The 23,156-nt window shown below is 68.7% G+C and carries 22 protein-coding genes and 1 tRNA gene; 12 read left to right on the top strand and 11 right to left on the bottom strand.

The window, feature by feature from the left end; all coding sequences use genetic code 11:
• The first annotated feature begins 8 nt into the window (after positions 1 to 8).
• On the top strand, positions 9 to 599 hold the full coding sequence (locus P7L68_RS21005) for a TetR/AcrR family transcriptional regulator (RefSeq protein ID WP_372001364.1): 591 nt from the start codon (positions 9 to 11) through the stop codon (positions 597 to 599).
• On the opposite strand, the gene P7L68_RS21000 is transcribed toward P7L68_RS21005, so the two are convergent.
• Positions 587 to 1,804: a serine hydrolase domain-containing protein gene (locus P7L68_RS21000; protein ID WP_372001363.1), complete on the bottom strand. Its 1,218-nt coding sequence runs from the start codon at positions 1,802 to 1,804 to the stop codon at positions 587 to 589. The genes P7L68_RS21005 and P7L68_RS21000 overlap by 13 nt on opposite strands.
• A gap of 82 nt (positions 1,805 to 1,886) precedes the next feature.
• On the opposite strand from P7L68_RS21000, the gene P7L68_RS20995 reads away from it, so the two are divergent.
• A complete protein-coding gene (locus P7L68_RS20995; RefSeq protein ID WP_372006904.1) occupies positions 1,887 to 2,504 on the top strand; it encodes a TetR/AcrR family transcriptional regulator in 618 nt (205 codons plus the stop codon).
• A gap of 12 nt (positions 2,505 to 2,516) precedes the next feature.
• Here P7L68_RS20995 and P7L68_RS20990 read toward each other — a convergent pair whose 3' ends face one another.
• Entirely contained in the window at positions 2,517 to 3,119 is a 603-nt protein-coding gene (locus P7L68_RS20990) for an HD family hydrolase (protein ID WP_372001362.1), read from the bottom strand.
• Positions 3,120 to 3,371: 252 nt separating this feature from the next.
• Between P7L68_RS20990 and P7L68_RS20985 the strand changes: the two genes are divergently transcribed.
• The 3 genes from P7L68_RS20985 to P7L68_RS20975 all read left to right on the top strand — a co-directional run bounded on the left by P7L68_RS20985 (position 3,372) and on the right by P7L68_RS20975 (position 5,157).
• Positions 3,372 to 3,767 carry a hypothetical protein gene (locus P7L68_RS20985; protein WP_372001361.1) on the top strand — a complete coding sequence of 132 codons (396 nt, stop codon included), beginning with the start codon at positions 3,372 to 3,374 and terminating at the stop codon, positions 3,765 to 3,767.
• Between the two features lie 77 nt (positions 3,768 to 3,844).
• On the top strand, positions 3,845 to 4,351 hold the full coding sequence (locus P7L68_RS20980; RefSeq protein ID WP_372001360.1) for a DUF4864 domain-containing protein: 507 nt from the start codon (positions 3,845 to 3,847) through the stop codon (positions 4,349 to 4,351).
• Between the two features lie 95 nt (positions 4,352 to 4,446).
• Positions 4,447 to 5,157, top strand: a complete 711-nt coding sequence (locus P7L68_RS20975) for a class I SAM-dependent methyltransferase (protein WP_372001358.1) — start codon at positions 4,447 to 4,449, stop codon at positions 5,155 to 5,157.
• Positions 5,158 to 5,162: 5 nt separating this feature from the next.
• On the opposite strand, the gene P7L68_RS20970 is transcribed toward P7L68_RS20975, so the two are convergent.
• From P7L68_RS20970 to P7L68_RS20930, 9 genes are all read right to left on the bottom strand, one after another.
• Positions 5,163 to 6,338, bottom strand: coding sequence for an enoyl-CoA hydratase/isomerase family protein (locus P7L68_RS20970; protein WP_372001356.1), 1,176 nt, complete (start codon positions 6,336 to 6,338; stop codon positions 5,163 to 5,165).
• Entirely contained in the window at positions 6,335 to 7,498 is a 1,164-nt protein-coding gene (locus tag P7L68_RS20965; RefSeq protein ID WP_372001355.1) for an acyl-CoA dehydrogenase family protein, read from the bottom strand. The genes P7L68_RS20970 and P7L68_RS20965 overlap by 4 nt, the downstream gene beginning before the upstream one ends.
• A gap of 3 nt (positions 7,499 to 7,501) precedes the next feature.
• A complete protein-coding gene (locus P7L68_RS20960) occupies positions 7,502 to 9,286 on the bottom strand; it encodes a fatty acyl-AMP ligase (RefSeq protein ID WP_372001354.1) in 1,785 nt (594 codons plus the stop codon).
• A gap of 16 nt (positions 9,287 to 9,302) precedes the next feature.
• On the bottom strand, positions 9,303 to 10,202 hold the full coding sequence (locus P7L68_RS20955; RefSeq protein ID WP_372001352.1) for a class I SAM-dependent methyltransferase: 900 nt from the start codon (positions 10,200 to 10,202) through the stop codon (positions 9,303 to 9,305).
• A gap of 27 nt (positions 10,203 to 10,229) precedes the next feature.
• On the bottom strand, positions 10,230 to 10,526 hold the full coding sequence (locus P7L68_RS20950; protein ID WP_372001350.1) for an acyl carrier protein: 297 nt from the start codon (positions 10,524 to 10,526) through the stop codon (positions 10,230 to 10,232).
• 192 nt (positions 10,527 to 10,718) lie between these two features.
• Positions 10,719 to 11,711, bottom strand: coding sequence for an acyl-CoA desaturase (locus P7L68_RS20945; RefSeq protein WP_372001349.1), 993 nt, complete (start codon positions 11,709 to 11,711; stop codon positions 10,719 to 10,721).
• A 158-nt stretch (positions 11,712 to 11,869) separates the two neighbouring features.
• Complete coding sequence (locus tag P7L68_RS20940; RefSeq protein WP_372001347.1) at positions 11,870 to 13,153, bottom strand: ATP-binding protein; 1,284 nt, start codon at positions 13,151 to 13,153, stop codon at positions 11,870 to 11,872.
• A 288-nt stretch (positions 13,154 to 13,441) separates the two neighbouring features.
• Positions 13,442 to 13,518, bottom strand: a tRNA-Pro gene (locus tag P7L68_RS20935).
• A 58-nt stretch (positions 13,519 to 13,576) separates the two neighbouring features.
• A complete protein-coding gene (locus tag P7L68_RS20930) occupies positions 13,577 to 14,578 on the bottom strand; it encodes a polyprenyl synthetase family protein (RefSeq protein WP_372001345.1) in 1,002 nt (333 codons plus the stop codon).
• 323 nt (positions 14,579 to 14,901) lie between these two features.
• Between P7L68_RS20930 and P7L68_RS20925 the strand changes: the two genes are divergently transcribed.
• From P7L68_RS20925 to ppdK, 7 genes are all read left to right on the top strand, one after another.
• Positions 14,902 to 15,231: a DUF2007 domain-containing protein gene (locus P7L68_RS20925; protein WP_372001344.1), complete on the top strand. Its 330-nt coding sequence runs from the start codon at positions 14,902 to 14,904 to the stop codon at positions 15,229 to 15,231.
• Entirely contained in the window at positions 15,228 to 16,046 is an 819-nt protein-coding gene (locus tag P7L68_RS20920; protein WP_372001342.1) for a tRNA1(Val) (adenine(37)-N6)-methyltransferase, read from the top strand. The genes P7L68_RS20925 and P7L68_RS20920 overlap by 4 nt, the downstream gene beginning before the upstream one ends.
• Positions 16,047 to 16,106: 60 nt before the next feature.
• Positions 16,107 to 16,982 carry a S49 family peptidase gene (locus P7L68_RS20915; RefSeq protein ID WP_372001341.1) on the top strand — a complete coding sequence of 292 codons (876 nt, stop codon included), beginning with the start codon at positions 16,107 to 16,109 and terminating at the stop codon, positions 16,980 to 16,982.
• Positions 16,983 to 16,994: 12 nt separating this feature from the next.
• Positions 16,995 to 17,246 (top strand): hypothetical protein, encoded by a 252-nt coding sequence (locus P7L68_RS20910; RefSeq protein WP_372001339.1) that lies wholly within the window; start codon positions 16,995 to 16,997, stop codon positions 17,244 to 17,246.
• 227 nt (positions 17,247 to 17,473) lie between these two features.
• Positions 17,474 to 18,367, top strand: coding sequence for a glycine--tRNA ligase subunit alpha (locus P7L68_RS20905; RefSeq protein ID WP_372001338.1), 894 nt, complete (start codon positions 17,474 to 17,476; stop codon positions 18,365 to 18,367).
• Positions 18,368 to 18,371: 4 nt separating this feature from the next.
• Complete coding sequence (glyS, locus tag P7L68_RS20900) at positions 18,372 to 20,447, top strand: glycine--tRNA ligase subunit beta (protein WP_372001336.1); 2,076 nt, start codon at positions 18,372 to 18,374, stop codon at positions 20,445 to 20,447.
• 8 nt (positions 20,448 to 20,455) lie between these two features.
• Positions 20,456 to 23,122 (top strand): pyruvate, phosphate dikinase, encoded by a 2,667-nt coding sequence (gene ppdK, locus P7L68_RS20895; RefSeq protein ID WP_372001334.1) that lies wholly within the window; start codon positions 20,456 to 20,458, stop codon positions 23,120 to 23,122.
• Positions 23,123 to 23,156 lie beyond the last annotated feature (34 nt).

Raw genomic sequence — 23,156 nt, 5'->3', positions numbered from 1 at the left:
TGACGTCAATGGGCGAGACGGAGGCTTCACACCCGTCCGACGGCTACCATCACCGTGATCTCAAGCCGGTGCTGATCGCGGCTGCGCGTCGTCTGATCGAGGCGGAAGGCCATGACCGGCTGTCCCTGCGCGAGGTGGCGCGCCAGGCCGGCGTCTCGGCCATGGCGCCTTACCGCCATGTCGAGAACCGCGAGGCCCTGCTCGCCGAACTGGCCGCCGAAGGGTTTCGCGAGCTGGGGGCGGCGTTGAAAGCCGCGACGGAACAGGGGGTTGATCCCAGGTCGCGGTCATTGGCACAGGCACTGGCCTATGTCGGCTTTGCCTGCGCAAATCCTGGCCTGTTCCGGTTGATGGTGGGGCCGCTCAATCCGGCGCAGAAGCAGCGGATCGCCGCGGATGCCGAGGCCGCCCATGCCATGGGGGCCGGCCCCGACATCGACCCCGATCTCGGGCGGGCGCGCTGGGCTCTGGTCCATGGCCTGTCGATGCTGATCATCGACGGCCGGCTGGCGATCGCACCCGGCGACACCGTGCCGGCCATCGTGACGCGGACCGTCGCGGCCCTCTGGCCCGTGGCCGGCACCGCTCACCCGGCATAGATCGCATCGCGCAGGGCATCCGGGAAGGCCCCGGTCATGCCGGCGAGGGCGGTGTTGGTCATCGCCACCACGCTCAGTCTGCGGGCGGGATCGACGAACCAGGAATGGCCATAGGCACCACCCCAGGCCCATGTGCCCGGGCTCTGCGGGCTGCCCGCCAGGGCGGGATCGGTCAGCACCGAGGCACCCAGCCCGAAGGCCCAGCCGGGGCCTGAAACGTCGAGCGGCAGATCGCCGGTTGCCGGGCGGACGAAGGCCGCCGCCATGTCCGGGCTCAACACCCCGCCGCCGCCGGTACGGATCGCTTCCAGCAGCGCCAGGATATCGGCGGCGGTCCCCGCCATGCCGGCCCCGCCCGACGGCCAGGCATCCGGATCCAGGATCCTTGCCGGCGCGTAATGCACGGCGCTGCCGCCGAAGGGCACCGCTTCGGCAGCTGCCATCCGCCGCGGGACCCCGCCTTCGGGGCCATCGACATAGGGCACCGCCAGCCGTGCGGTATCGGCGACGATGAAGCCGGTGTCTTCAAGGCCGAGCGGTGCGGTCACCTTCTCCCGCACCACAGCCGGCAGCGCGCGGCCGGTCGCGGCCTCGATCAGCCCGCCGGCGACATCGATCGCCAGCGAGTAATGCCAGGCCGCACCCGGCCGGTTGCGCAGCGGCACCAGGGCCAGCCGGCGCAGGTTTTGGGCCAGGGTCAGGCCGGGGCGATCGTCCATGCCGTCCGAGATGCCCGCCCGGGCATAGGGGCCGTCGGCGGGCTGGAAAAAGCCGTAATCGAGCCCGGCGGTATGGCTCAACAGCTGGCGCAGCGTGATCACCGGCCGGTCGCCGTCGGCGGTTGCCGGCCGGAAATCGGGCAGGTGGCGGGTGACCGGCGCATCGAGGTCCAGAACCCCGTCATCGACCAGCGCCAGGGCCGCCGCCGCCACGAAGGGCTTGCTGACCGAGGCGAAGCGGAAGATGGCATCCTCGCGCATCGGCAGGCCCGCCTCGCGATCCAGATGGCCGGCGGCACGGCGATGGATCAGCCGGCCGTCCTCGGCGACCAGGATCACGGCACCGGCGATCCGGCCTTCGGCGATCGCCATGTCGATCACCCGGTCGATCCGTGCCCCGAGAGTCTTGTCGTCGGCCGCGGCCGGCATCAGGGCGAGGGGGAGCGTGACCGCCGCGAGGGATGCGGCGGAGGACAGGTTGCGCATGGCGCTTCTCCATTTAGATAGCAGTCGCTATATTAATGAGCGGACGCTTCCCCTCGTGCAACAGAAATATATATCGATCGCTATGGAAATATCGCCACCCCCATCGCCGGCCCCGCGTCAGGGCCGTGGCCGCCCGCGCAGTTTCGATCGTGATGCGGCGCTGGCCAAGGCCATGCGCCTGTTCTGGGACCGGGGATATGAGGGTACGTCGGTCGCCGACCTGACCCAGGCGATGGGCATCACCCCGCCCAGCCTCTACGCCGCCTTCGGGTCGAAGGAAGAGCTGTACCGCGAGGTGATGCGCGCCTATCGGGCCGGGCCGGGGGTGTTCACGCTCCGCGCGCTGGAGGAAGAGCCCGACGCCCGGGCGGCGATCCGGCGACTGCTGCGCGAGACGGCGATCGCCTTCACCGATCCCGCCTGTCCTGCCGGCTGCCTGATCTCCACCGCCCTGATCACCTGCGCGCCCGAGCATGACGCGGTGGCGGCGGAGACCGCCCGGCTGCGCCGCGATACCCTTGCCGCCATTGCCGCCTGCATCCGCCGCGGCATCGCTGCCGGCGACTGGCCTGCGGGGACGGATGCCGAGGCGCTGGCCCGGCTCTATGGTGCCGTCATCCAGGGCATGTCGATCCAGGCCCGCGACGGCGCCGGGCGCGATGAACTGCTGGCCATGGTCGATCAGATCATGCCCGGTTGAGGCTGCGGCGGATCAACCGTCCGAACCGGTGCGTCGGGGCGGCGGGGCCGCCTCCGCCATCCGGGCGCGGGTGTCGGCATCGACCAGACGGCGCAGCCGGGCGAGCAGCGGATGGCCGTCGGCATAGCGGCGGCCGTAATCCAGGTTGAAGCCATGGTCGAAATCGGGGGCCGTGGTGCCCTGATTGTGCTGGATGATGGTTTCCATCTTGTCGAGCGCCTTGACCAGCCGGGCCTCAGGTGTGGCGGCCGCCTCGTATTCATCCCAGAGCGCCAGGAAGTCGGCGCGGCGCGCGGCATCCAGCGGTTCCAGAAGCGTGATCAGATCGGCGCGTTCCTGTGCCGCCTTGTCCGGGCCGCCGGTCTGGTGGATGGCCGGCACATCACCGCCGATCGCCTCGCCCAGATCATGGATCAGGCAGAGCTTCAGCACGCGCAGCAGGTCGACCTGGCCCAGATCCGGGCCGAACACCATCGCCATCAGCGCCAGACGCCAGCTGTGTTCGGCAGTGCTCTCGTGACGGCCGGAGGCGGTGTAGGAATTGCGCAGGACGTCCTTCAGCTTTTCGGTCTGACGGATAAAGTCGAGGCAGCCGTGAAGTTCGGCATCGGTCATGTTTTCCTGTCCGTTCCGAAGGTGGCCGCAAGAGCTGCGGCCTCGGGTGGGACGACAATATATGGGGAGCGTTTCCGGTTTCGTCGCCGGTCATGATGCGGCCGCATCGATGAAAGCATGATGACGGCAGGCATGACGTCATCCTGGTCATTACCTCCGGCATAATCGCCGGGCGCGTATCGCCGGTGTCTGATGGGGGCAGGACGGCGGGCAAGGGGCCCGTCCGGCACCGCTCTGCGAAGGAGACCCGTCATGACCATCACCCCGACCCTGCTGCGCCGCGTGCTCTGGCTCGATGCCCTGAGCGGGCTGGGCATGGCCGCCCTGTTCCTGATCGCCGGTGGCCTCGTCTCGGATCTCACCGGCCTGCCCCGCGGCCTGCTGACCGGTACCGCCATGGTCCTGATCGTCATCGCCGGCGGCATTCTGCTCATCGCCGCCCGCGACCCGCTGCCCCGCTTGGCGGTCCGGACGCTCGCCATCGTCAACCTGCTCTGGGTGGTCGACAGCATCGCCCTCCTGATCTTCGGCTGGGTGGACCCCACCAGCCTCGGCTACGCCCTGGTCATCGGTCAGGCGGTGGTGGTGGCGGTGCTGGCCGAGCTTCAGCTCCTGGGCCTGCGCCGGCCGCGCCTGGCAACCGCCTGATCACCCTGGATCTTCCCCCGCGCCACCCCATGTCATCAGCATGGGGTGCGCGTGCGACGGCAGGGGGAGGCCCGCAGATGTCCCGTCAGCAAGGCTTGCCGGCTATGGGCCGGGGGTGGATCAAGATTGCGGCATCGCTGATGATCGGCGCGGCGCTGGTGGTGGTTGCGGCCGATCATCCGCGGGCCGATCATCCGGCCCGGACCGCGGCGCCTGAAGCCGTCGTCGCCGATGCGACAGAGCGGGCCGCGGTGATCGCGGCCATCGACCGCCAGCTTGCGGCGCTGGCCCGCGATGATGCCGCCGGCGCCTTCGCCATGGCGGCGCCCGCCATCCAGGCCCGGTTCGGCACGCCCGACCGCTTCCTGCGCATGGTGCGCCATGCCTATCCGGCCGTGATCCGGCCGGTGCAGGTGGATTACGGCCCCGCCTGGCGTCTCGCCGATGGCCGCTTCGTCCAGCGGGCAATGCTCCAGACCCGCGAGGGCGGGGTGGTGATGGCGGTCTACACGCTGGAAGTGGTCGCGGGCGATCATCGCATCACCGGCTGTTTCCTGTTCGACACCCCGGCCGAGGCGGTCTGACCCGACCGCCGGCCCCGCGCGATCCCCCGCCGTTGACCTTCATCCATATTCGTATCATCGTAAGTTACGAATCAGGATCCGGAGGACTGCATCTCATGTCGGACACCCCTGCCGATGGCGGCACGGCCGATCTCGTCAGCCATTTCTGCAACCCCGAGGCCGTGGCCGGCTATGCCGACGGTCCGCGACGCTTCGTGCCGGGGCTGGAGGCGCTGCACCGCATGACCTGGCTGCTGCTGGCCGAACGGGTGCCGGCCGATGCCCGGATCCTGGTGCTGGGGGCCGGGGGTGGGCTGGAACTGAAGGCCATGGCCGAGGCGCGGCCCGGCTGGCGGTTCACCGGTGTGGATCCCTCGCGCGAGATGCTGGCGCTTGCCCGCCGCACATTGGGGCCGCTGGCCGAACGGGTCGATCTGGTTGACGGCTATATCGACGATGCGCCCCGGGGGCCGTTCGATGCCGCAACCTGCCTGCTGACCCTGCATTTCCTGGAGGCGGCCGAACGCCGGCGGACGGTGGCGGAGATCCACCGCCGCCTGGTGCCGGGCGCGCCGTTCGTCGCCGCCCATTCCAGTTTTCCGCAAGGGGCGGCGGAACGCGATCTCTGGCTGTCGCGCTATGCCGCCTATGCGGTGTCGATGGGTGCGGATGTCGAACAGACCAACGGCGCCCGGGACGCGGTGCGCCGCAGCCTGATGACCTTCGATCCTGCCACCGACGCGACGATTCTGGAGGAGGGTGGCTTCCGCGACGTCAGCCCGTTCTTCGCCGCCTTCACCTGGCGGGGCTGGGTCGCGACCGCCTGAAGCGCTCAGCCGCGCGCCTTCCGCCCGGTCCAGTGCCGTTCCAGATTGGCGACCAGCGCCGGGCTCAGATGGCAGACCGCCACCTCGCGGGTATAGGTCGCAAGATAGGCGCGGAACAGGTCCAGCGGTTCCTGGGCCACCCGGAAGGCGCGGCGGTTGCCGGCGATCGAGACCACGCCGCCATCGACCAGATCGGCCGCCACCTCGTCGATCGCCGTCTCCAGCCCGTCGGGTTCGGCCACGCGGTCGATCAGCAGCCGGGCTTCGGGCTCGTCGACCCGGATGGTGCGACCGTTCATGATGATCTGGCGGGCCAGCCGGTCGCCCATGATCCGGGGCAGGCGCAGATTGGTGCAGCCCGGCACCAGCCCTTCCTTGCGGGCGGGCACGTTGAACCAGCTGCCGGCTTCGGCCACCACCGCATCGCAGACCAGCAGCGCCTGGGTGGCGGCGCCGATGGCGAAGCCGTCGATCACCCCGATCCAGGCCTTCTCGCGCGTTTCCGCCAGTTCGTCGGGCAGGCGGTCCGGGGCCGCCAGGCCGCGGAAGACCTTGGCCACCCAGCCCATCTCGCGCTCGATATACATCACATAGGGCACGCGGCCTTCGTAGAGATCGGTCAGGTTCAGCCCGGCCCCGGCCAGCCGTCGGCCGGCATAGCGGGGATGGTCGACCACGCCGCCGCGCAGGATGCAGGCGGTGCTCTCTTCGTCCAGCAGCGCGGCATCGACCGCATGTTCCAGCGCGTCGATGGTGGGCACGTCCTCGGCATTCAGCCGGCCGGCATTGCGGTTTTCCACCACCAGCAGCCGGCCGCGCCGTTCCACCCGGACCAGCCCCAGATCCAGCACCCCGTCGCGGGCAAGCCGCGCGGCATTGGCGGCGGCTTCGGGGCGGGGCAGCAGCATCGCATGGCAAAGATGCAGGCCGCGGGGCTGATCGGCGAAGATTGCCTGCAGGAACAGCGCCTGGGCCATCTCGACACCGGTCTTGGCCGACAGCGGGCGGGCGGCTTCGGCCGCGAGCGTTGCGACATCGGGCAGCAGCCCGGGGGCCGCTTCCGCCCCTGCGGTCAGCAATTCCCCCACCCGCAGGAACCGGCTGCCATTGCCGGTCAGGTGATCATAAAGCGCGCGGGCTTCTGCCGTGCGCGCGGCATCGAGCGGCCGGGTGTCGGTCATTGCGGGGATCCTTTGAGCGCAGCCAGGCCGCGGGCGACGATTTCCTTCATCACCTCGTTGGAGCCGGCATAGATCCGCTGGGCGCGGGCATCGACATACATCTGCGCCAGCGGGTGTTCGGCCATATAGCCCGCCCCGCCGAAGACCTGCAGGCAGGCATCGACCACCCGGCCCTGCATCTCGGTGGTCCAGAGCTTCGCCATGGCCGCGGTTTCGGCATCCAGCCGGCCCTGAATGATGCGGGTGATGCAGTCATCGACCAGCACCCGGCCGGTATGGGCTTCGGTGCGGGCATCGGCCAGGGTGAAGCGCAGCGCCTGATGGTCGATCAGCGGCCGGCCGAAGGTCTCGCGGGTCATGGCGTGGTCCACGGCAAGCGCAAGGGCACGCTCGGCGAAGGTCACCGCCTGCACGGCGATGATCAGCCGCTCATAGGCCAGCTGCGACATCAACTGGCCGAAGCCCATACCATCCGTCGCCCCCAGCCGGTTGGCGGCCGGTACGATCATCTCGTCGAAGAACAGTTCCGCGGTGTCCTGGCCGCACTGGCCCATCTTCGCAAGCCGCCGGCCGCGGCGGAAACCGGGCAGGTCGTCGGTTTCCAGCACCAGCAGGGTGATGCCCTTTGCGCCTGCCGTCGGATCGACGGTCGCCACCAGCAGGATCAGATCGGCCGAAGCCCCGTTGGAAATGAAGGTTTTGGAGCCGGAGACCAGGTAATGGTCGCCATGCGGCAGGGCGGTGGTGCGCACGGCCTTCAGGTCCGATCCGTTGCCGGGCTCGGTCATCGCGATGGCCCCGATCCGCCGGCCGGCAGCGAGATCGGGCAGCCAGCGGCGCCGCTGTTCTGGTGTGCCATAGGCGCGGATATAGCCGGCGCAGCATTCATGCACGCCCTTGCAGAAGGATGTGTCGCCGATCCGCGCCAGCTCCTCGTAGACGATCGCCTCGGTTGCGAAACTGCCGCCGCCGCCGCCCAGATCCGGGTCGTGCTCGGTCAAAAGCAGGCCCATGCTTCCCGCTGCCGTCCAGGCTTCGCGGTCGACGATGCCCTGCGCACGCCAGGCGCCCAGCCGGGGGACGAATTCCGTGGCCAGGAAGCCGCGTACGGCATGGCGGAAGATGCGCAGTTCTTCCTGGGCCGACCAGGCGGGTTCCATCCGTCATGCCTCCGCGGCTTCGGGCTGACGGGCGGGTTCGCGTACCGCGCTGTCCCAGAGCGGATCGAGCATGCCGGCCAGCAGCCGGGCGCGCATCTCGCGGCGCCGGATCTTGCCCGACGAGGTTCTGAGGATGGTGTTCGGCCTCAGGATCACCAGCCGGTCCAGGCGCAGTTCCAGGGCGGCTGCCACCGCCTCCACCGCATCGGCGAAGATCTCGGGCCCGTCCAGCCGACGCATGCGTTCGCGCTCGGCCTCGATCATCGCCACCACCATCTCGCCATGGGGGCCGTCGACCGAGACCGCAGCCGCGGCCCCGGCGGCAAGATCGGGGCAGGCGGCGGTGATTGCGGTTTCGACGTCCTGCGGATAGTGGTTGCGGCCGCGGATGATGATCAGCTCCTTGATCCGGCCGGTGACGTAAAGCTCGCCGTCGATCCGGCAGCCGAGATCGCCGGTGCGCAGCCAGCGGCGATCGTCGCCGGGCAGGCGGGCACCGAACACGTCTTCCGTCAGCTCGGGGCGCTGCCAGTAGCCGCGGGCCAGACTCGTGCCCGTGACCAGGATTTCGCCGATCCGGCCTTCGGGCAGCGGGCGGCCGGTTTCCGGGTCGGCGATCGCCACCGCCAGTCCTTCGCCGGGCCGGCCGCAGCCGACCAGCCGGCGAGGCGGGATGATGGCGTCCGGAACCGGCGGCACCACCCGGCCCAGATCGAGCGCGCCGCCGTCCACATCGATGACCGGCGGTGCAATGCCCTGGCTGCCGCCCGAGATCATCAGCGTGGTCTCGGCCATGCCGTAGCAGGGATAAAAGGCCTCGGCGCGAAAGCCATAGGGCGCGAAGGTGCGGGCGAAACGCTCCAGCGTCTCGGCCCGGACCGGCTCGGCGCCGTTATAGGCGACGGTCCAGGACGACAGGTCCAGCCCCTCGCAGAGATCGGGGCGGAAGCGGCGCACGCACAGGTCGTAGCCGAAATCGGGGCTGCCGGCGGTGGTGGCCTTCCAGTCGGAAATCGCCCGCAGCCAGCGCATCGGCTTCTGCAGGAAGGCGGCGGGCGCCATCAGCACCGACGGAATGCCCAGCCAGAGCGGCTGGAGCAGATTCCCGACCAGCCCCATATCGTGATAGAGCGGCAGCCAGCCGGCGAACACCGTCTCGGGCCCATGGCCCATGGCGCGGCGGATCAGCCGCTGATTGGCCGCAAGCGCGCCGTGGCTGACCATCACGCCCTTGGGGTCGCCGGTCGAGCCCGAGGTGTATTGCAGGAAGGCGAGATCGTCGGGGCCGACGGCGGGCGCATGCGGTAACAGGTCTTCGGCCCGGGTTGCCATCTCGTCGGTCGCCAGGATCCGGGCAGCGGCGATCGCGCCGGCCCCCTCGGCGCCGGCCTCGGCAAGGCGCGGTTCCAGCTGGGCGCGCTGGTCACCGGCGATCAGGATCACCCGGGCACCGCAGCCCGAAACGATGGCGCCCAGCCGGTCGAGCGACTGGTTGCGGCGCGGCGGATAGGCCGGCACCGCCACCAGACCGGCGACCAGACAGCCGAAAAAGGCCTCGATGAACCCCATGCCCGGCTGATGCAGCAGCAGGGCCCGGTCTCCCGGTTCCGCCACCGCCAGCAGGCCGCGGGCGATCGCCCGGGCGCGGGCATTCAGCCCGGCATAGTCGATCCGGGCCTGTTCGCGCTCGCCATCGGCCAGGAAGACATAGGCCAGCGCGTCGCCGCGGTTGCGGGCCAGGTCTTCAAGGCGATGGACCAGGGTGGTGGCGGTGGTATCGGTGGTCATCGACGCCCCCCTTCGCTCAGCCTGCCTTGCGGAAGCCGATGCGGGCCAGGTTCATGGCGCCGGTGTGGAAACCGATCATGAACACGCCGCAATACTTCTCGAACCGATCGACCACGGCGGGACCGACGATGGCCTCGGCCGCCGCGCGATTGGCCCGAAGCCCGTCGAGCCAGCTCTGGAAGGTGCGGACATACATCTGGCGGTCACACCGCAGGCGCTCCACCTCGAACAGGCGGTCGCAGCCTTCCATGATCTCGTGCAGGCGCGGCAGGTCGCTGTCCGGGAAGACTTCGGCGGCGCAGAAGGCGCTGAAATCGGCCTTGGTCGCCCGGCCGTAGACGATCGTCTGGATCGACATCCGCCCGCCGGGCTTCAGCCAGGAATGGGCGCGTTCGAAGAAGGCGCGATAGCCGGCCTTCTTCTCCGCCTCGGTCGAATCGAGCCGGGCGAAGTGTTCGAAGGCTTCCAGCGACACGATGGCGTCATAGGGCGCTTCGGGCTCGAACCCCGCCCAGGGGGTGAGGGCGACCTCAAGGCGCGGATCGCCGAAACTCTCGACATGGGTGCGATGGGCTTCGGTCATGGTCATGCCGGTGACGTGGCCTGCGCCGCGTTCAGCCAGGCGCCGCATCATCGAGCCCCAGCCGCAGCCGATATCCAGCACCCGCGCCGCACCGGCGGCATGGGCCTGATCGATATGGAAATCCAGCTTGCGGGTCTGGGCAGCCAGGAAGCCCGCCGGATCATCGGTGTCGCCGGCCTCGTACAGGGCGCAGGAATAGGTCAGCGACGGGTCGAGCCACAGACCGAAGAAGTCGGTCCCGATGTCGTAATGCGAGCGCAGCGCGTCCGACGACGTGCCGGGGTGGCCGCCGGCAGGGCTGGTGGGATGGATCTGGTTGGTATCAGGTGACATGGCGCGAACTCCGGTCGGGGCACGGCCTCAGCCGGCAAGGGCGGCTGCAAGATCCTGGACGGTGGGGTGATCGTAGGCGAGCGTGGGCTCCACCTTGCGGCCGAGCCACTCTTCCAGTTCCCCGGTCATCGAGACCACGGCGAGCGAATCGACGCCCATGCGCTCGAAGCGTTCGGTCCGGCGGATCTCGGAGCGATCGCGGCCAAGGCGGTCGGCCAGATAATCGACGAGCCAGGCCTCGATGGCCGCGGCATCGGGGCGGGTGGCCGCCTGGGCACCAGGGGCGGCCTGCTGGGCACCAGGAAGCGTGGTCTGGGTGTTCATGGAGCAAGTTCTCCGGCTGCGGGCTGCGCCCGGCGTTGGAAGGGTCAGAGAGGCTGAAAAACACTCAATCTTGGGTTGATATGCGCATGATATACGCTTGAGGCCAGAGAAAATTTCGCGTCAGGCGCGATAATTTCTGATCGGCCCATCCAGATTGAGATGCGGCCGCAAGCGGGGCGGCCAGGCGGGCGTTCAGGCCGTCACACGGTCGTCGTCGTCGACCTGCATGCCTGCAGCGGCTGCGGCGCGCTTGGCGCGGATGCTCTCGGGCAGGGGGCGGCGGACGTTCCAGGCAAGCCCCACGGCTTCCAGGCTGCGGATGATCCACCAGCCGATATCCAGCTCCCACACCGCCAGGCCGAAGCGGGCGGAGGTGGGGAAGGCATGGTGGTTGTTGTGCCAGGCCTCCCCCAGGGTCGGCAGGGCGATCGGCCACAGATTGGTCGATGTGTTCCGGCCGCCGAAGGGCCGGGTGCCGATCATGTGGGTGAGTGAATTGATCGCATTGGTGAAGTGATAGCTGAGGGTCAGCCGCACTGCGCCGCCCCAGAGCAGGCCCAGCACCGCGCCCCGGATGCCGCCGATGGCGAGCGCACCGGCCAGCGTGGGCAGAACCAGCCCCAGCGCCACCCACCACAGATAGCGCTGGTTGATCCACATCAGCAGCCGGTCGCGGGTCAGGTCGCGGGTGACCGCAAAGACGTCGGCCGGCCGATGGCTGAAGGTCCAGCCGGCCTGGGCGTGCCAGAACCCTTCCCAGCGCCCCAGCTGCCGCCCGTCTGCGATTCGCGGGCTGTGCGGGTCGCCGTCACGGTCCGACCGGATATGATGAACCCGGTGATTGGCCGCCCAGTAGATCGCGGGTCCCTGGGCCGCCATGCAGCCGAGCACGGCGAAGACCGCGCGCAGCCAGGGCCTGGTCTCGAAAGCGCGATGGGCGAACAGCCGGTGCAGCCCGACGGTGATGCCGGCATAAGTCGCAATGTAAGAGACGGCCAGAATGACCAGGGCTGCGGCCGGCACACTGCCCTCGTGGATGGCAAGGCCGATGGCGATCAGGCTGCCGATGGCGGGCAGCACCAGGATCGCGAAGGCGTGGCGGGCCTGTGCCCGCCTGAGGCGCGGATCCTGGCCGCTCCGGGCACCGGGGCGGGCCGATCCGCTGGTCGGCGTGTCAGACGACATCATCCCCCCTTCGTCCGCATCCGTCTCCCGGCCGCGGTCGTTGCAAACTCCAATGTTGCTTTGAACCCTATATAAACAACCCTTGCGAGAAATTTCAAGCAATGTTGGACGCATGGCGCGGGATTTGACGCCTTAGGGTTGTATGTCGCGTCGATCGGTCAGACAGGGATGCAGCCGGGCGGGCCCGAGACCGGCAGGGTCACCCGGGCAGTGGTGCCGGTGCCGGGGCTGCTGTCCAGGCGGATATCTCCGCCCATCAGCAGGCAGAGCCGCCGGCAGATCGGCAGCCCCAGCCCCGTGCCGCCATAGGTGCGGGCGATCGCGGCGTCGGCCTGAATGAAATCCTCGAACACCCGGGCCAGCTGTGCCTCGGTCATGCCGATGCCGGTGTCGGTGACCACGATCTCGACCAGATCGCTGCGGCCGTCGACGGAGCTGATCCGCCGGGCGGTCAGGGTCACCGCGCCCCCCCGGGTGAACTTGCAGGCATTGGACAAAAGGTTCAGCACCACCTGTCGCAGCCGTGTGACATCGCCTTTCAACGTGCCGATGTCGTTTGGGATCTGCGTCTCGAACCGGTTGTTGTTCCGGCGGGCGAGCGGCTTGCAGGTGTGCATCAGTTCGCGCAGCAGGCCGTGGAGATCCACGTCGTCGACCAGCAGATCCAGCCGGCCGGCCTCGATCTTGGCCATGTCGAGGATATCGTCGATCAGCTTCAGCAGATGCGAGCCGGCGTGATGGATGTCGGCGGCATATTCGGCATAACGCTGCGGTGCCCGATCACCGAGAAGCTGGTCGCGGATGATTTCGGAGAAACCCAGAATCGCATTCAAAGGCGTGCGCAGCTCGTGGCTGACCCGGGCGAGGAACTCGGACTTGGCGGCGCTGGCCCGCTCTGCCTCCAGCCTGGCGGCGATCGCGATCTCGCGGGCGCGGACCGCCACCTCGCGCGCTTCCGCCAGCTGCTGGGTCTGGCGGGCCAGATGATCGCGCGCCATCTTCAGCTCGATCTCGCGCTGCTTGATGTCGGTGATGTCGCTGCGCAGGCCGAAGAAGCCGACGCCGGGCACCCTGACCTCGCGCACGAGATGCCAGCGGCCGGCCGTCAGCTGCTCGAAGGGCTGGGGCTGCGGGTTGTGCAGCCGGTGGCGGCGCTTGGCGATATAGGCATCCGGATCGGTCCGGGCCAGCGGATCGAGCACGACACCCGGGGCCACCATGCTGTGGCGGATGACGTCTTCGAAGCGCTGGCCCATCAGCTGCCCGACCGGGGGCATATAGGGAAAGAAATCGCAATAGGCCTGATTGACGAAGGCGACGCGATCATCGGTGTCGTAGATGATCACGGCTTCCGGAATCCGGTTGACCGCCATACGCAGCAGCCGGTCGGCATGCTGCACGCTGTCTTCCATCGCGTCGTCCAGGGCGTCTCCGTCGGCCATGTGAGGGATCCGGTGGTTCAGGATGGCAGACCGGGTATGTGGCGCGCCTGCGTCACATTTGATCCGTATGCATTGCATGATGGTGCCGTGATCACCATCAGGTTGCAATGTAAGTCGACATTTGCCCTTGCGAAATGCCGCAACGCACGCAAGTCGGCCCAAAGATGTCGCGCATGCCGGACCAGGAACCTTCGGTCACCGCATGTCGGCGATCGGACGCCTGACCCCTGAACGACGACACCCCGGCAGGTTTCCCTGCCGGGGTGTGACGATCGGACATACCGAAGTTGGTCGGAGTGGCAGGATTCGAACCTGCGGCCCCCGCCTCCCGAAGACGGTGCTCTACCAGGCTGAGCTACACTCCGGTGCGTCCGTGGGGCGCCTTATAGCGGGATCCGGCGGCCCCTGCAAGCAGGTTTTCGATCAGAAACCGCGAGCGATGCAGAACGAGATCAGATCGTCCAGGGTGCGGCGCTCGATCCCATCGGCGAAGCCCTGCAGAGAGGCGCGGGCGATCTCGCCGTAAGTCTCGGCACGACGCAGGGTTTCACCGAAAGCGTCGTGGCGGCGCATCAGCCCGATGGCGTGTTCCAGATCGCCTTCGCGCTGATCCAGCTCTTCCATGGTCCGCGACCAGAAGGCACGTTCTTCCGCATCGCCCCGCTCATGGGCCACGATGACCGGCAGGGTGATCTTGCCCTCGCGGAAGTCGTCGCCGATGGTCTTGCCCAGTGCCGCCTGTTCTGCCGAATAGTCGAGAAGGTCGTCGGTCAGCTGGAAGATCACGCCCAGTGCCATGCCGTAGCGGGCCAGGGCTTCGATGTCCGCATCCGGGCGCTCGGCGACCACCGGGCCGATCTGGCAGGCGGCCTCGAACAGCTTGGCGGTCTTGCTTTCGATGACGCGGAGATAGGCGGCCTCGTCGGTTTCGAGGTCGTTGGAGGTGAGCAGCTGCATCACCTCGCCTTCCGCAATCACCGCCGAAGCATCCGAGAGGATGCGCAGCACCTCCAGCGAGCCGTCGCGGGTCATCAGCTGGAAGGCCCGGCTGAACAGGAAGTCGCCGACCAGCACGCTGGCCTTGTTGCCGAAGACCGCATTGGCGGTGGCCTTGCCGCGCCGCAGCTCGCTTTCGTCCACGACATCGTCATGAAGCAGCGTGGCGGTGTGGATGAATTCCACACAGGCCGCCAGCGGCACATGGCGGTCGCCGGTATAGCCGCAGAGCCTGGCCGACATCAGCAGCAGCAGGGGCCTGAGCCGCTTGCCGCCGGACGACACGATGTGGCCGGCCAGCTGGGGGATGAGCCCCACCTGGCTCTGCATGTTGTCGATGATGACCTGATTGACACGCTTCAGGTCATCTGCCACCAGAGCCTGAAGGGTCGAGAGGACCTCTTGCGAGGAGTGTGCGCGCGCATCCACGAGAGAGCAGCCGATCCGTCTTGTTTCAGGGCAACGTTGGAAGACAGGGCAACGTTGGACCCGGGGCCGGCAGGGCTTGACGCTCCGCGCGGCGCTGGGGAGCATATGAAGTGGCGCGCGGCGCGGTCAAGATGCGCAGCGACGCAGGGGGCAGACAGAGTGTATCGCCGCACATCCTGCCCCGCCCGTGTGCGTTGCACAAGCCGCCGTGCGTATGCCTTGCCGTCGTCACCGTCTCTTCACCTCACCCAGACCTCACCCCGTCCGTCCTGCGCTCCTGGTGTGGCGACGGTCACCGCCTCACTCTCCCGGGATCGCCGCCGATGGATGTCGTATTGCTGACCACCGATCCGGTACGCCTGTCCTGGGCGCGCGCGGTTCTGGCCGCTGAAGGCATCGAGACCCTGGTCTTCGACGAACAGATGAGCCTCGCCGAAGGTTCCATCGGCGCCTTCCCGCGCCGGCTGATGGTGGATGATCTCCTGGCGCCGCGCGCCCGCAACCTGCTGGACGAAGCGGCACAGGCATTGGGGGAAACCGGGCCGATCTCAGCGCCGCCCCGCAGGAACCCTTCCGGGGCCGCGGATGGCCCGGGTTCTGCCGCCGGCGGTCTGGCCGGCCTGGTCGCACGGGTTCTGGGTCCCCGGCGGTGACCGTGATCACCGCCTTCGGCCTCGACGAGGCGCTCGCCCGCCAGGGCATCGATCCGGCGACGGTCAGTCTCGACCATCTTCTGGGCCGGCGGGTGCGGCTGGTCCAGTTCATCGACGGCTATCGTGCGGCGGTCGATCCGGTGCTGCTGGCCGCCGCCGTGCCGGCCGAGCCGGGGCAGCGGGTGCTGGATCTGGGGCTGGGGGCCGGTGCGGCCAGCCTTTGCCTTGCGGCCCGGGTGCCCGGGCTGGCGCTGGTCGGCGTGGAGCGTCATGGTGGTGCGGCGGCGCTCGCCCGGGTGAATGCCGGGCTTGCCGGCGCAGCCCTGACGGTGGTGGAGACGGATGTCGGGGCCCGGCTGTCCGGGGCGGAGGATCCGCGCGCGCAGCCCTTCGATCATGTTCTGACCAACCCGCCCTTTCTTGAGGACATCCGCGCCGCCCCGCCGCCCGATCCGGGCCGCCGTGCCGCCCATGTCGAGGACGGCATCGGTCTCGATGCCTGGATCGCGGCCGGTCTGAAGCGGCTGAAGCCCGGCGGCAGTTTCACCATCGTGATGCGGGCCGACCGGCTGGCCGGCATCCTGACGGCGCTGACCGGCCCGGCCGGCGACATCCGGGTTCTGCCGGTCCACACGGTGGACGATGGCCGGCCGGCCAAGCGGGTGATCGTTCAGGCCCGCAAGGGACGACGGGCACCGCTTACCCTGCTGGCGCCGCTGGTCCTGGCGGGGGAGGGGCGGAACTGGACGCCGACGGTCCGGGCCGTGCTCGAAGAGGCGGCCGCCCTGTCGCTTGACGCACCGCCCCGGCGTTGACAGGCGCTGCCCGCCACTCGATATGATCCCCTGAACCCAGCACCCGGGAGAGATGCCGCCTTGACCGACAAGCCCAGCCGCTTCCGCCGCCTGCTCCGCCTGCTGCCGGTGAAGCGGTTCCGCAATCCGCCGCCGGTCGTGGCCGTGCTGCGCCTTGAGGGCATGATCATGTCCGGCCGCAGCTTCCAGGCGAACCTGTCGCACGAGGCGGTGAAGCCGCTGATCGAGCGGGCTTTCAAGCTGCCCGAGGCAAAGGCGGTGGCGCTGGTCATCAACTCGCCTGGCGGTTCGCCGGCCCAGTCTTCGCTGATCTGGAAGCATATCCGGGCCCGTGCTGCCGAGAAGAAGCTGCCGGTGATCGCCTTCGTCGAGGACGTGGCGGCGAGCGGCGGCTACTGGCTGGCCATGGCCGGCGACGAGATCTATGTCGACGAGACCTCGATGGTGGGCTCGATCGGCGTCGTCTCGGCCGGCTTCGGCTTCGACCGCGCCATGGCGCGGCTCGGGCTCGACCGCCGCGTCTACACCATGGGCAATTCCAAGATGCGGCTCGATCCGTTCCAGCCCGAGAAGGCCGAGGATATCGCCTGGCTGGGTGGCATTCAGGAACAGGTGCATCAGCGTTTCATCGAAGTGGTGCGCGAGCGCCGGGGGCAACGGCTTGAGAAGGCGGGTGACACGCCGCTGTTCGAGGGTGACGTCTGGGTCGGCGCGCGGGCCGTGGAACTGGGGCTTGCCGACGGTCTGGGCGATCTGCGCAGCGTGATGCGCAGCCGCTTCGGCGAGGAGGTCCGTTTCGCGCAGATCCAGGAGCGCAGCGGCCTGTTCGGCCGGGTCAGGCTGGGGCTGCAGGCCGAGCGTGCCGGCACCGCCGCCGTCGCCGGACTGGTCGAGCAGGTCGAAGCCCGCGCGCTCTGGTCGCGCTACGGTCTCTGAGGGCGCGGGGCCATGCTCAGCCTGTCGAAGATCCTGCTGCTGGTGCTGGTGGTGCTGGCCGTGTTTACCGGGGTCCGGCTGGCGCGGATCTTCGGCCAGCGCCGCGAGACCATCGCCCGCGAAGACCGGCGGGAACCCCGCCATGTGCCGCGCCGGCGCCGGGCGGGGCGCGAGGTGGCCGATGCCGACCGCTGCGCCCGCTGCGGCAGCTTCGTGGTGCCCGGCGCCGGGCCCTGCGGCCGGGGCGACTGTCCGGTCGGCTGAGGCGAATACACGCGGTGCGTGCATATCGGATCTTAACTAACCCTTAATCATAGCCATGCTGCCGCGTCTCCCCCGGAAACCGGGGGGACGGCCCGGCCGGGGCGGCGCGCACGCATCTTGCGCGAAGCGCGCGATCCTTGACCCTCAACCGGCCGGCGGCTATGTTCGCGCCGCACCAAACGAACCGGTCGGCGGCAGGATTGCCGACACGCATCAGCGGGCTGAGCATGGCGACAGAGCGCAAAGGCGCGCCGTCTTTCCAGGAGATCATTCTCCGTCTCCAGCACTATTGGTCGGAGCGGGGCTGCGTCATCATGCAGCCCTATGACATGGAAGTCGGCGCAGGAACTTTCCATCCGGCCACCACGCTCAGGGCACTTGGCCCCGATGCCTGGAACGCGGCCTATGTCCAGCCGTCGCGCCGGCCCTCCGACGGTCGTTACGGCGAGAATCCCAACCGGCTGCAGCATTATTACCAGTTCCAGGTGATCATGAAGCCGTCGCCCGAGAACCTGCAGGAGCTGTATCTGGGCAGCCTGGCGGTTCTGGGGATCGATCCGCTGGTCCATGACATCCGCTTCGTCGAGGACGACTGGGAGAGCCCGACGCTGGGCGCCTGGGGGCTCGGCTGGGAGGTCTGGTGCGACGGCATGGAGGTGTCGCAGTTCACCTATTTCCAGCAGGTCGGCGGCATCGAATGCGAGCCGGTCTCGGGTGAGCTGACCTATGGCCTGGAACGCCTGGCGATGTTCATCCAGGGCGTGGAGAACATCTACGACCTGGCCTATAACGACCGCGGCGTGCGTTACGGCGACATCTTCCTCAGGGCCGAGCGCGACTATTCGGCACATAATTTCGAGCAGGCCGATACCGGCATGCTGTTCCGGCACTTCGCCGATGCCGAGGCCGAATGCGCCCGCCTGCTGGCTGCACGTCTGGCCCAGCCGGCCTACGACCAGTGCATCAAGGCCAGCCACCTCTTCAACCTGCTGGATGCGCGCGGCGTGATCAGCGTCACCGAGCGTGCGGCCTATATCGGCCGGGTGCGGGCGCTGGCCAAGGGGTGCTGCGAGGCCTGGATCGCGGGCAGCCCCTCCGTCTCTGCCGCCGGAAAGGCCTGATCCCATGGCCGAACTGCTTCTCGAACTTCTGTCGGAAGAGATTCCCGCCCGCATGCAGGGCCGGGCCGCCGACGATCTGGCGCGTCTGGTGACCGAGCGTCTGGCCGCACAGCGGATCACCTTCGGCCGCGCCGAGGCCTTCTCGACCCCGCGCCGCCTGACGCTGGTGATCCATGATCTGGCCGAGGCCCAGCCCGATCGGGCGGAAGAGCGCCGCGGCCCGCGGGTCGGTGCGCCCGAACAGGCGCTGGCGGGCTTCCTTGCCGCCAACAATGCCGACCGCTCCTCGCTGATCGAGCGCGAGACGCCCAAGGGCAGTTTCTGGTTCCTCGACGTGTTCGAGCCCGGCCGGCCCACCATCGAGGTGCTGCCGGAGCTGATCGCGGGTGCGCTCGCCGATCTGCCCTGGCCCAAATCCATGCGCTGGGGGGCCCATCAGATCCGCTGGGTGCGGCCGCTGCGCTCGATCCTCTGCCTGTTCGGCGGCGCGGTCGTGCCGGTGCGCTTCGGTCATCTGACCGCCGGCAACACCACCCAGGGCCATCGCTTCCTGGCGCCGGCCACCATCGAGGTGCATGATTTCGCCGGTTATCGCGCGGCGCTGGCCGGTGCCCATGTGGTGCTGGACGCGGCAGAGCGGCGGCGGAAGATCGCATCGGATGCCGCGGCACTCGCTTCCGATCTGGGGCTGATGCTCCGCGCCGATGAAGGCCTGCTGGAAGAGGTGGCCGGCCTGGTCGAATGGCCGACCGTGCTTGCCGGCCGCATCGACGATGCTTTCATGGATGTGCCCTCCGAGGTTCTGGTCTCGGCCATGCGCACCCATCAGCGCTATTTCGTCGCCGAGGATGCCGAGGGCCGGCTGGCGCCGGTCTTCGTGCTGGTGAGCAATCTCGCCCCCGATGCCGAGGGGGCGAAGGTGATCGTCCACGGCAATGAACGGGTGCTGCGCGCGCGCCTCGCCGATGCCAAGTTCTTCTGGGACACCGACCGTCAGACCCGCCTGGATGCGCGTCTCGACCGGCTGACCGCGATCCTGTTCCAGGCGAAGCTCGGCACCGTCGCAGACAAGGCCGCGCGCATCGCGTCGCTGGCCCGGTGGCTTGCGGCCCATGTGCCGGGTGCCGATCCCGAGCGGGCAGAGCGGGCCGGCCGGCTGGCCAAGGCCGATCTCGTCACCGGCATGGTCGGCGAGTTCCCCGAAATCCAGGGCATCATGGGCCGCTACTACGCCACCCATGACGGCGAACCGGCCGAGGTCGCCCAGGCGATCGGAGAGCATTACGCGCCGGCCGGTGCGTCGGACAGCGTGCCGACCGCGCCCTTGTCGGTGGCGGTGGCGCTGGCCGACAAGCTCGACACGCTCGCCGGTTTCTTTGCCATCGACGAGAAACCGACCGGCTCCAAGGATCCGTATGCGCTGCGCCGTGCGGCGCTGGGCGTGCTGCGCATCCTGATCGAGACCGGTGTGCGCCTGCCGCTCAAGGCGGCGATCACGGCTGCGGCCGACGGTTACCGGCCGATCCTGGGCGAGATCGACACAGGCCGCCTTCACGGCGATCTGATGGGCTTTTTCGCCGACCGGCTGAAGGTCTTGATGCGCGACCGCGGCGTGCGCCATGATCTGATCGCGGCGACGCTGGCCGGTGTCGATGATGACGACGTCGTCCGGCTGCTGGCGCGCGTGCGCGCCCTGCAGTCGTTCCTGGATGGCGAGGATGGGGCGAACCTGCTGGCGGCGTACCGGCGGGCAAGCAACATCGTGCGTATCGAAGAGAAGAAGGACGGGACGACCTATGGTGGCGATGCCGATGCGGCGCTGCTGGTCGAACCCGAAGAGGTGGCGCTGCATGGCGCCCTCGTCCAGGCGCGGGCGGATATCGCCGCGGCGCTGGCCGGGGAGGAGTACGAGCGGGCGATGACGGCTCTGGCAGGGATCCGGGTGCCGGTCGACGCGTTCTTCGACCGTGTGACGGTCAATTGCGATATGCCGGAGCGTCGGCGCAACCGGCTCCATCTGCTGTCCGAGATCCGGGCGGCGCTGGAGGCCGTGGCCGATTTTTCGAAGATCGAAGGGTGAGTCGACCGATGACCAAGTGGGTGTACAGTTTCGGCCGCAACGGCTCCGAAGGCACCGCGGACATGCGCAACCTTCTCGGCGGCAAGGGTGCGAACCTGGCCGAGATGAGCAATCTGGGCCTGCCGGTTCCGCCCGGTCTGACGATCACCACCGAGGTCTGCACCTATTATTACGCCAACGGCCAGACCTATCCGGCCGAGCTTGAGGCGCAGGTGTCGGAAGCGCTCGCCAAGGTCGAGACCGAGATGGGCATGCGCTTCGGCGATGCCGAGAACCCGCTGCTGGTCTCAGTCCGCTCCGGTGCGCGCGCCTCGATGCCCGGCATGATGGATACGGTGCTGAACCTGGGCCTCAGCCCGGTCACGGTCGATGGTCTCGCCCGCCGCAGCGGTGACGAGCGCTTCGCCTATGACAGCTATCGCCGCTTCATCCAGATGTATTCCGACGTCGTGCTCGGCGTCGATCACAGCTTCTTCGAGGACCGGCTGGAGGCGCGCAAGGAAGAGCGCGGCTACCATCTCGACACCGAGATGACCGCCGACGACTGGAAGTCGCTGATCGACGACTACAAGGCGATCGTCGAGCGCGAGCTGGGGCGTCCCTTCCCGGATGACCCGCGTGAGCAGCTCTGGGGCGCGATCGGCGCGGTGTTCGGTTCCTGGATGAACCAGCGCGCCAAGACCTATCGCCGTCTGCACAACATCCCCGCCGAGTGGGGCACCGCCGTCAACGTGCAGGCGATGGTGTTCGGCAATATGGGCGACGACTGCGCGACCGGCGTGGCCTTCACCCGCAACCCCTCGACCGGTGCTAAGGAGTTCTACGGCGAATTCCTGGTCAACGCTCAGGGTGAGGACGTGGTGGCGGGCATCCGCACCCCGCAGCACCTGACGGTTGCCGGCAAGCAGGCCAACGGTTCTTCCGATCCGTCGATGGAAGAGGAGATGCCCGAGGTCTTCGCCGAGCTGGTCGCCGTGAAGGACCGGCTGGAGCAGCACTACCGGGATATGCAGGACATCGAGTTCACGGTCCAGCAGGGCCGGCTCTACATGCTGCAGACCCGCAACGGCAAGCGCACCGCCGCCGCCGCGCTCAAGATCGCGGTCGACATGGCGGAAGAGGGGCTGATCACCCACGAGCAGGCGGTGGCCCGCATCGAGGCCCAGGCGCTGGATCAGCTGCTGCATCCGACGCTGGACCCCAAGGCCCCCAAGCAGGTCGTCGCCAAGGGTCTGCCGGCCTCTCCCGGTGCCGCTTCGGGCGTGGTGGTCTTCACCGCCGACGAGGCCGAGAAGCGTGCCCAGACCGGCGAGGACGTCATCCTGGTCCGCATCGAGACCAGCCCCGAAGACATCCATGGCATGCATGCCGCCCGCGGCATCCTGACCGCCCGCGGCGGCATGACCAGCCATGCGGCGGTGGTTGCCCGCGGCATGGGCCGCGCCTGCGTGTCGGGTGCCGGCACCGTGCGCATCGACTATGCGAAGGGTCAGTTCACCGTCGGCGACGTCACCGTCAAGGCGGGTGAGACCATCACCATCGACGGCGGCAAGGGCGAGGTGATGCTCGGCCGTGTGCCGACCATCAAGCCGGACCTGTCGGGCGATTTCGGCACGCTGATGGCCTGGGCGGACGAGATCCGCACGCTCAAGGTCCGCACCAATGCCGAGACCCCGCTGGATGCCGAAACCGCGCGCACCTTCGGTGCCGAGGGCATCGGCCTCTGCCGGACCGAGCACATGTTCTTCAGCGACGACCGCATCATCGCGGTGCGCCAGATGATCCTGTCGGATGATGCCGACGGCCGTCGTGCGGCGCTGGCCAAGCTGCTGCCGATGCAGCGCGGCGACTTCGTCTCGCTGTTCCGGATCATGGCCGGCCTGCCGGTGACGGTGCGCCTGCTGGACCCGCCGCTCCACGAGTTCCTGCCGCATACCGAGAAGGACATCGCCGAGGTGGCCGCCGCCTCGGGCATCGATGCGCAGAAGCTGGCTGCCCGCGCCTCGGCCCTGCACGAGAGCAACCCGATGCTGGGCCATCGCGGTTGCCGTCTGGGCATCTCTTACCCCGAAATCTACGAGATGCAGGCCCGGGCGATCCTGGAAGCTGCGGTCGAGGTTTCGGCCGAGCTTGGCCAGACCGTGACGCCCGAGATCATGATCCCGCTGGTTGCGACCCGCCGCGAGCTGGAAATCCTGCGCAAGCTGGTCGACGACACTGCGGCCAAGGTCTTCGCCGAGAAGGGGGCGAAGGTCGAGTATCTGGTGGGCACCATGATCGAGCTGCCGCGCGCCGCCCTTCAGGCCGCGAAGATCGCCGAGGTCGGCGAGTTCTTCAGCTTCGGCACCAACGACCTGACCCAGACCACCTTCGGCATCAGCCGCGACGATTCGGGCGCCTTCCTCGACAGCTATCGCGAGGCCGGCATCTTCGATCAGGATCCCTTCGTCAGCCTGGACCAGGACGGCGTCGGCGAACTGGTGAAGATCGCGGCCGAGCGCGGCCGTTCGACCCGCCCCGACATCAAGCTCGGCATCTGCGGCGAGCATGGTGGCGACCCGGCGTCGATCGACTTCTGCCAGCGTGCCGGCCTCGACTACGTCTCGTGCTCGCCCTATCGCGTGCCGATCGCGCGCCTGGCCGCCGCCCAGGCGGCGCTCCGCGCCCGCGGCTGACGGCCGGGACAGCGGCATGACAGGCGGTTCCGAC

This window comes from Tistrella mobilis, from assembly GCF_041468085.1.
In the GTDB taxonomy this organism is placed as follows: domain Bacteria; phylum Pseudomonadota; class Alphaproteobacteria; order Tistrellales; family Tistrellaceae; genus Tistrella; species Tistrella mobilis_A.
Note: the sequence above shows the minus strand (reverse complement) of the source record. Positions and strands in the feature narration are given on the sequence as shown.

Excerpts from the sequence above, each read along its gene's own strand:
- P7L68_RS21005 (WP_372001364.1), top strand. The coding sequence starts at position 9 with ATGGGCGAGACGGAGGCTTCACACCCGTCCGACGGCTACCATCACCGT.
- P7L68_RS21000 (WP_372001363.1), bottom strand. The coding sequence starts at position 1,804 with ATGCGCAACCTGTCCTCCGCCGCATCCCTCGCGGCGGTCACGCTCCCC.
- P7L68_RS20995 (WP_372006904.1), top strand. The coding sequence starts at position 1,887 with ATGGAAATATCGCCACCCCCATCGCCGGCCCCGCGTCAGGGCCGTGGC.
- P7L68_RS20990 (WP_372001362.1), bottom strand. The coding sequence starts at position 3,119 with ATGACCGATGCCGAACTTCACGGCTGCCTCGACTTTATCCGTCAGACC.
- P7L68_RS20985 (WP_372001361.1), top strand. The coding sequence starts at position 3,372 with ATGACCATCACCCCGACCCTGCTGCGCCGCGTGCTCTGGCTCGATGCC.
- P7L68_RS20980 (WP_372001360.1), top strand. The coding sequence starts at position 3,845 with ATGTCCCGTCAGCAAGGCTTGCCGGCTATGGGCCGGGGGTGGATCAAG.
- P7L68_RS20975 (WP_372001358.1), top strand. The coding sequence starts at position 4,447 with ATGTCGGACACCCCTGCCGATGGCGGCACGGCCGATCTCGTCAGCCAT.
- P7L68_RS20970 (WP_372001356.1), bottom strand. The coding sequence starts at position 6,338 with ATGACCGACACCCGGCCGCTCGATGCCGCGCGCACGGCAGAAGCCCGC.
- P7L68_RS20965 (WP_372001355.1), bottom strand. The coding sequence starts at position 7,498 with ATGGAACCCGCCTGGTCGGCCCAGGAAGAACTGCGCATCTTCCGCCAT.
- P7L68_RS20960 (WP_372001354.1), bottom strand. The coding sequence starts at position 9,286 with ATGACCACCGATACCACCGCCACCACCCTGGTCCATCGCCTTGAAGAC.
- P7L68_RS20955 (WP_372001352.1), bottom strand. The coding sequence starts at position 10,202 with ATGTCACCTGATACCAACCAGATCCATCCCACCAGCCCTGCCGGCGGC.
- P7L68_RS20950 (WP_372001350.1), bottom strand. The coding sequence starts at position 10,526 with ATGAACACCCAGACCACGCTTCCTGGTGCCCAGCAGGCCGCCCCTGGT.
- P7L68_RS20945 (WP_372001349.1), bottom strand. The coding sequence starts at position 11,711 with ATGTCGTCTGACACGCCGACCAGCGGATCGGCCCGCCCCGGTGCCCGG.
- P7L68_RS20940 (WP_372001347.1), bottom strand. The coding sequence starts at position 13,153 with ATGGCCGACGGAGACGCCCTGGACGACGCGATGGAAGACAGCGTGCAG.
- P7L68_RS20925 (WP_372001344.1), top strand. The coding sequence starts at position 14,902 with ATGGATGTCGTATTGCTGACCACCGATCCGGTACGCCTGTCCTGGGCG.
- P7L68_RS20910 (WP_372001339.1), top strand. The coding sequence starts at position 16,995 with ATGCTCAGCCTGTCGAAGATCCTGCTGCTGGTGCTGGTGGTGCTGGCC.
- P7L68_RS20905 (WP_372001338.1), top strand. The coding sequence starts at position 17,474 with ATGGCGACAGAGCGCAAAGGCGCGCCGTCTTTCCAGGAGATCATTCTC.
- glyS (WP_372001336.1), top strand. The coding sequence starts at position 18,372 with ATGGCCGAACTGCTTCTCGAACTTCTGTCGGAAGAGATTCCCGCCCGC.
- ppdK (WP_372001334.1), top strand. The coding sequence starts at position 20,456 with ATGACCAAGTGGGTGTACAGTTTCGGCCGCAACGGCTCCGAAGGCACC.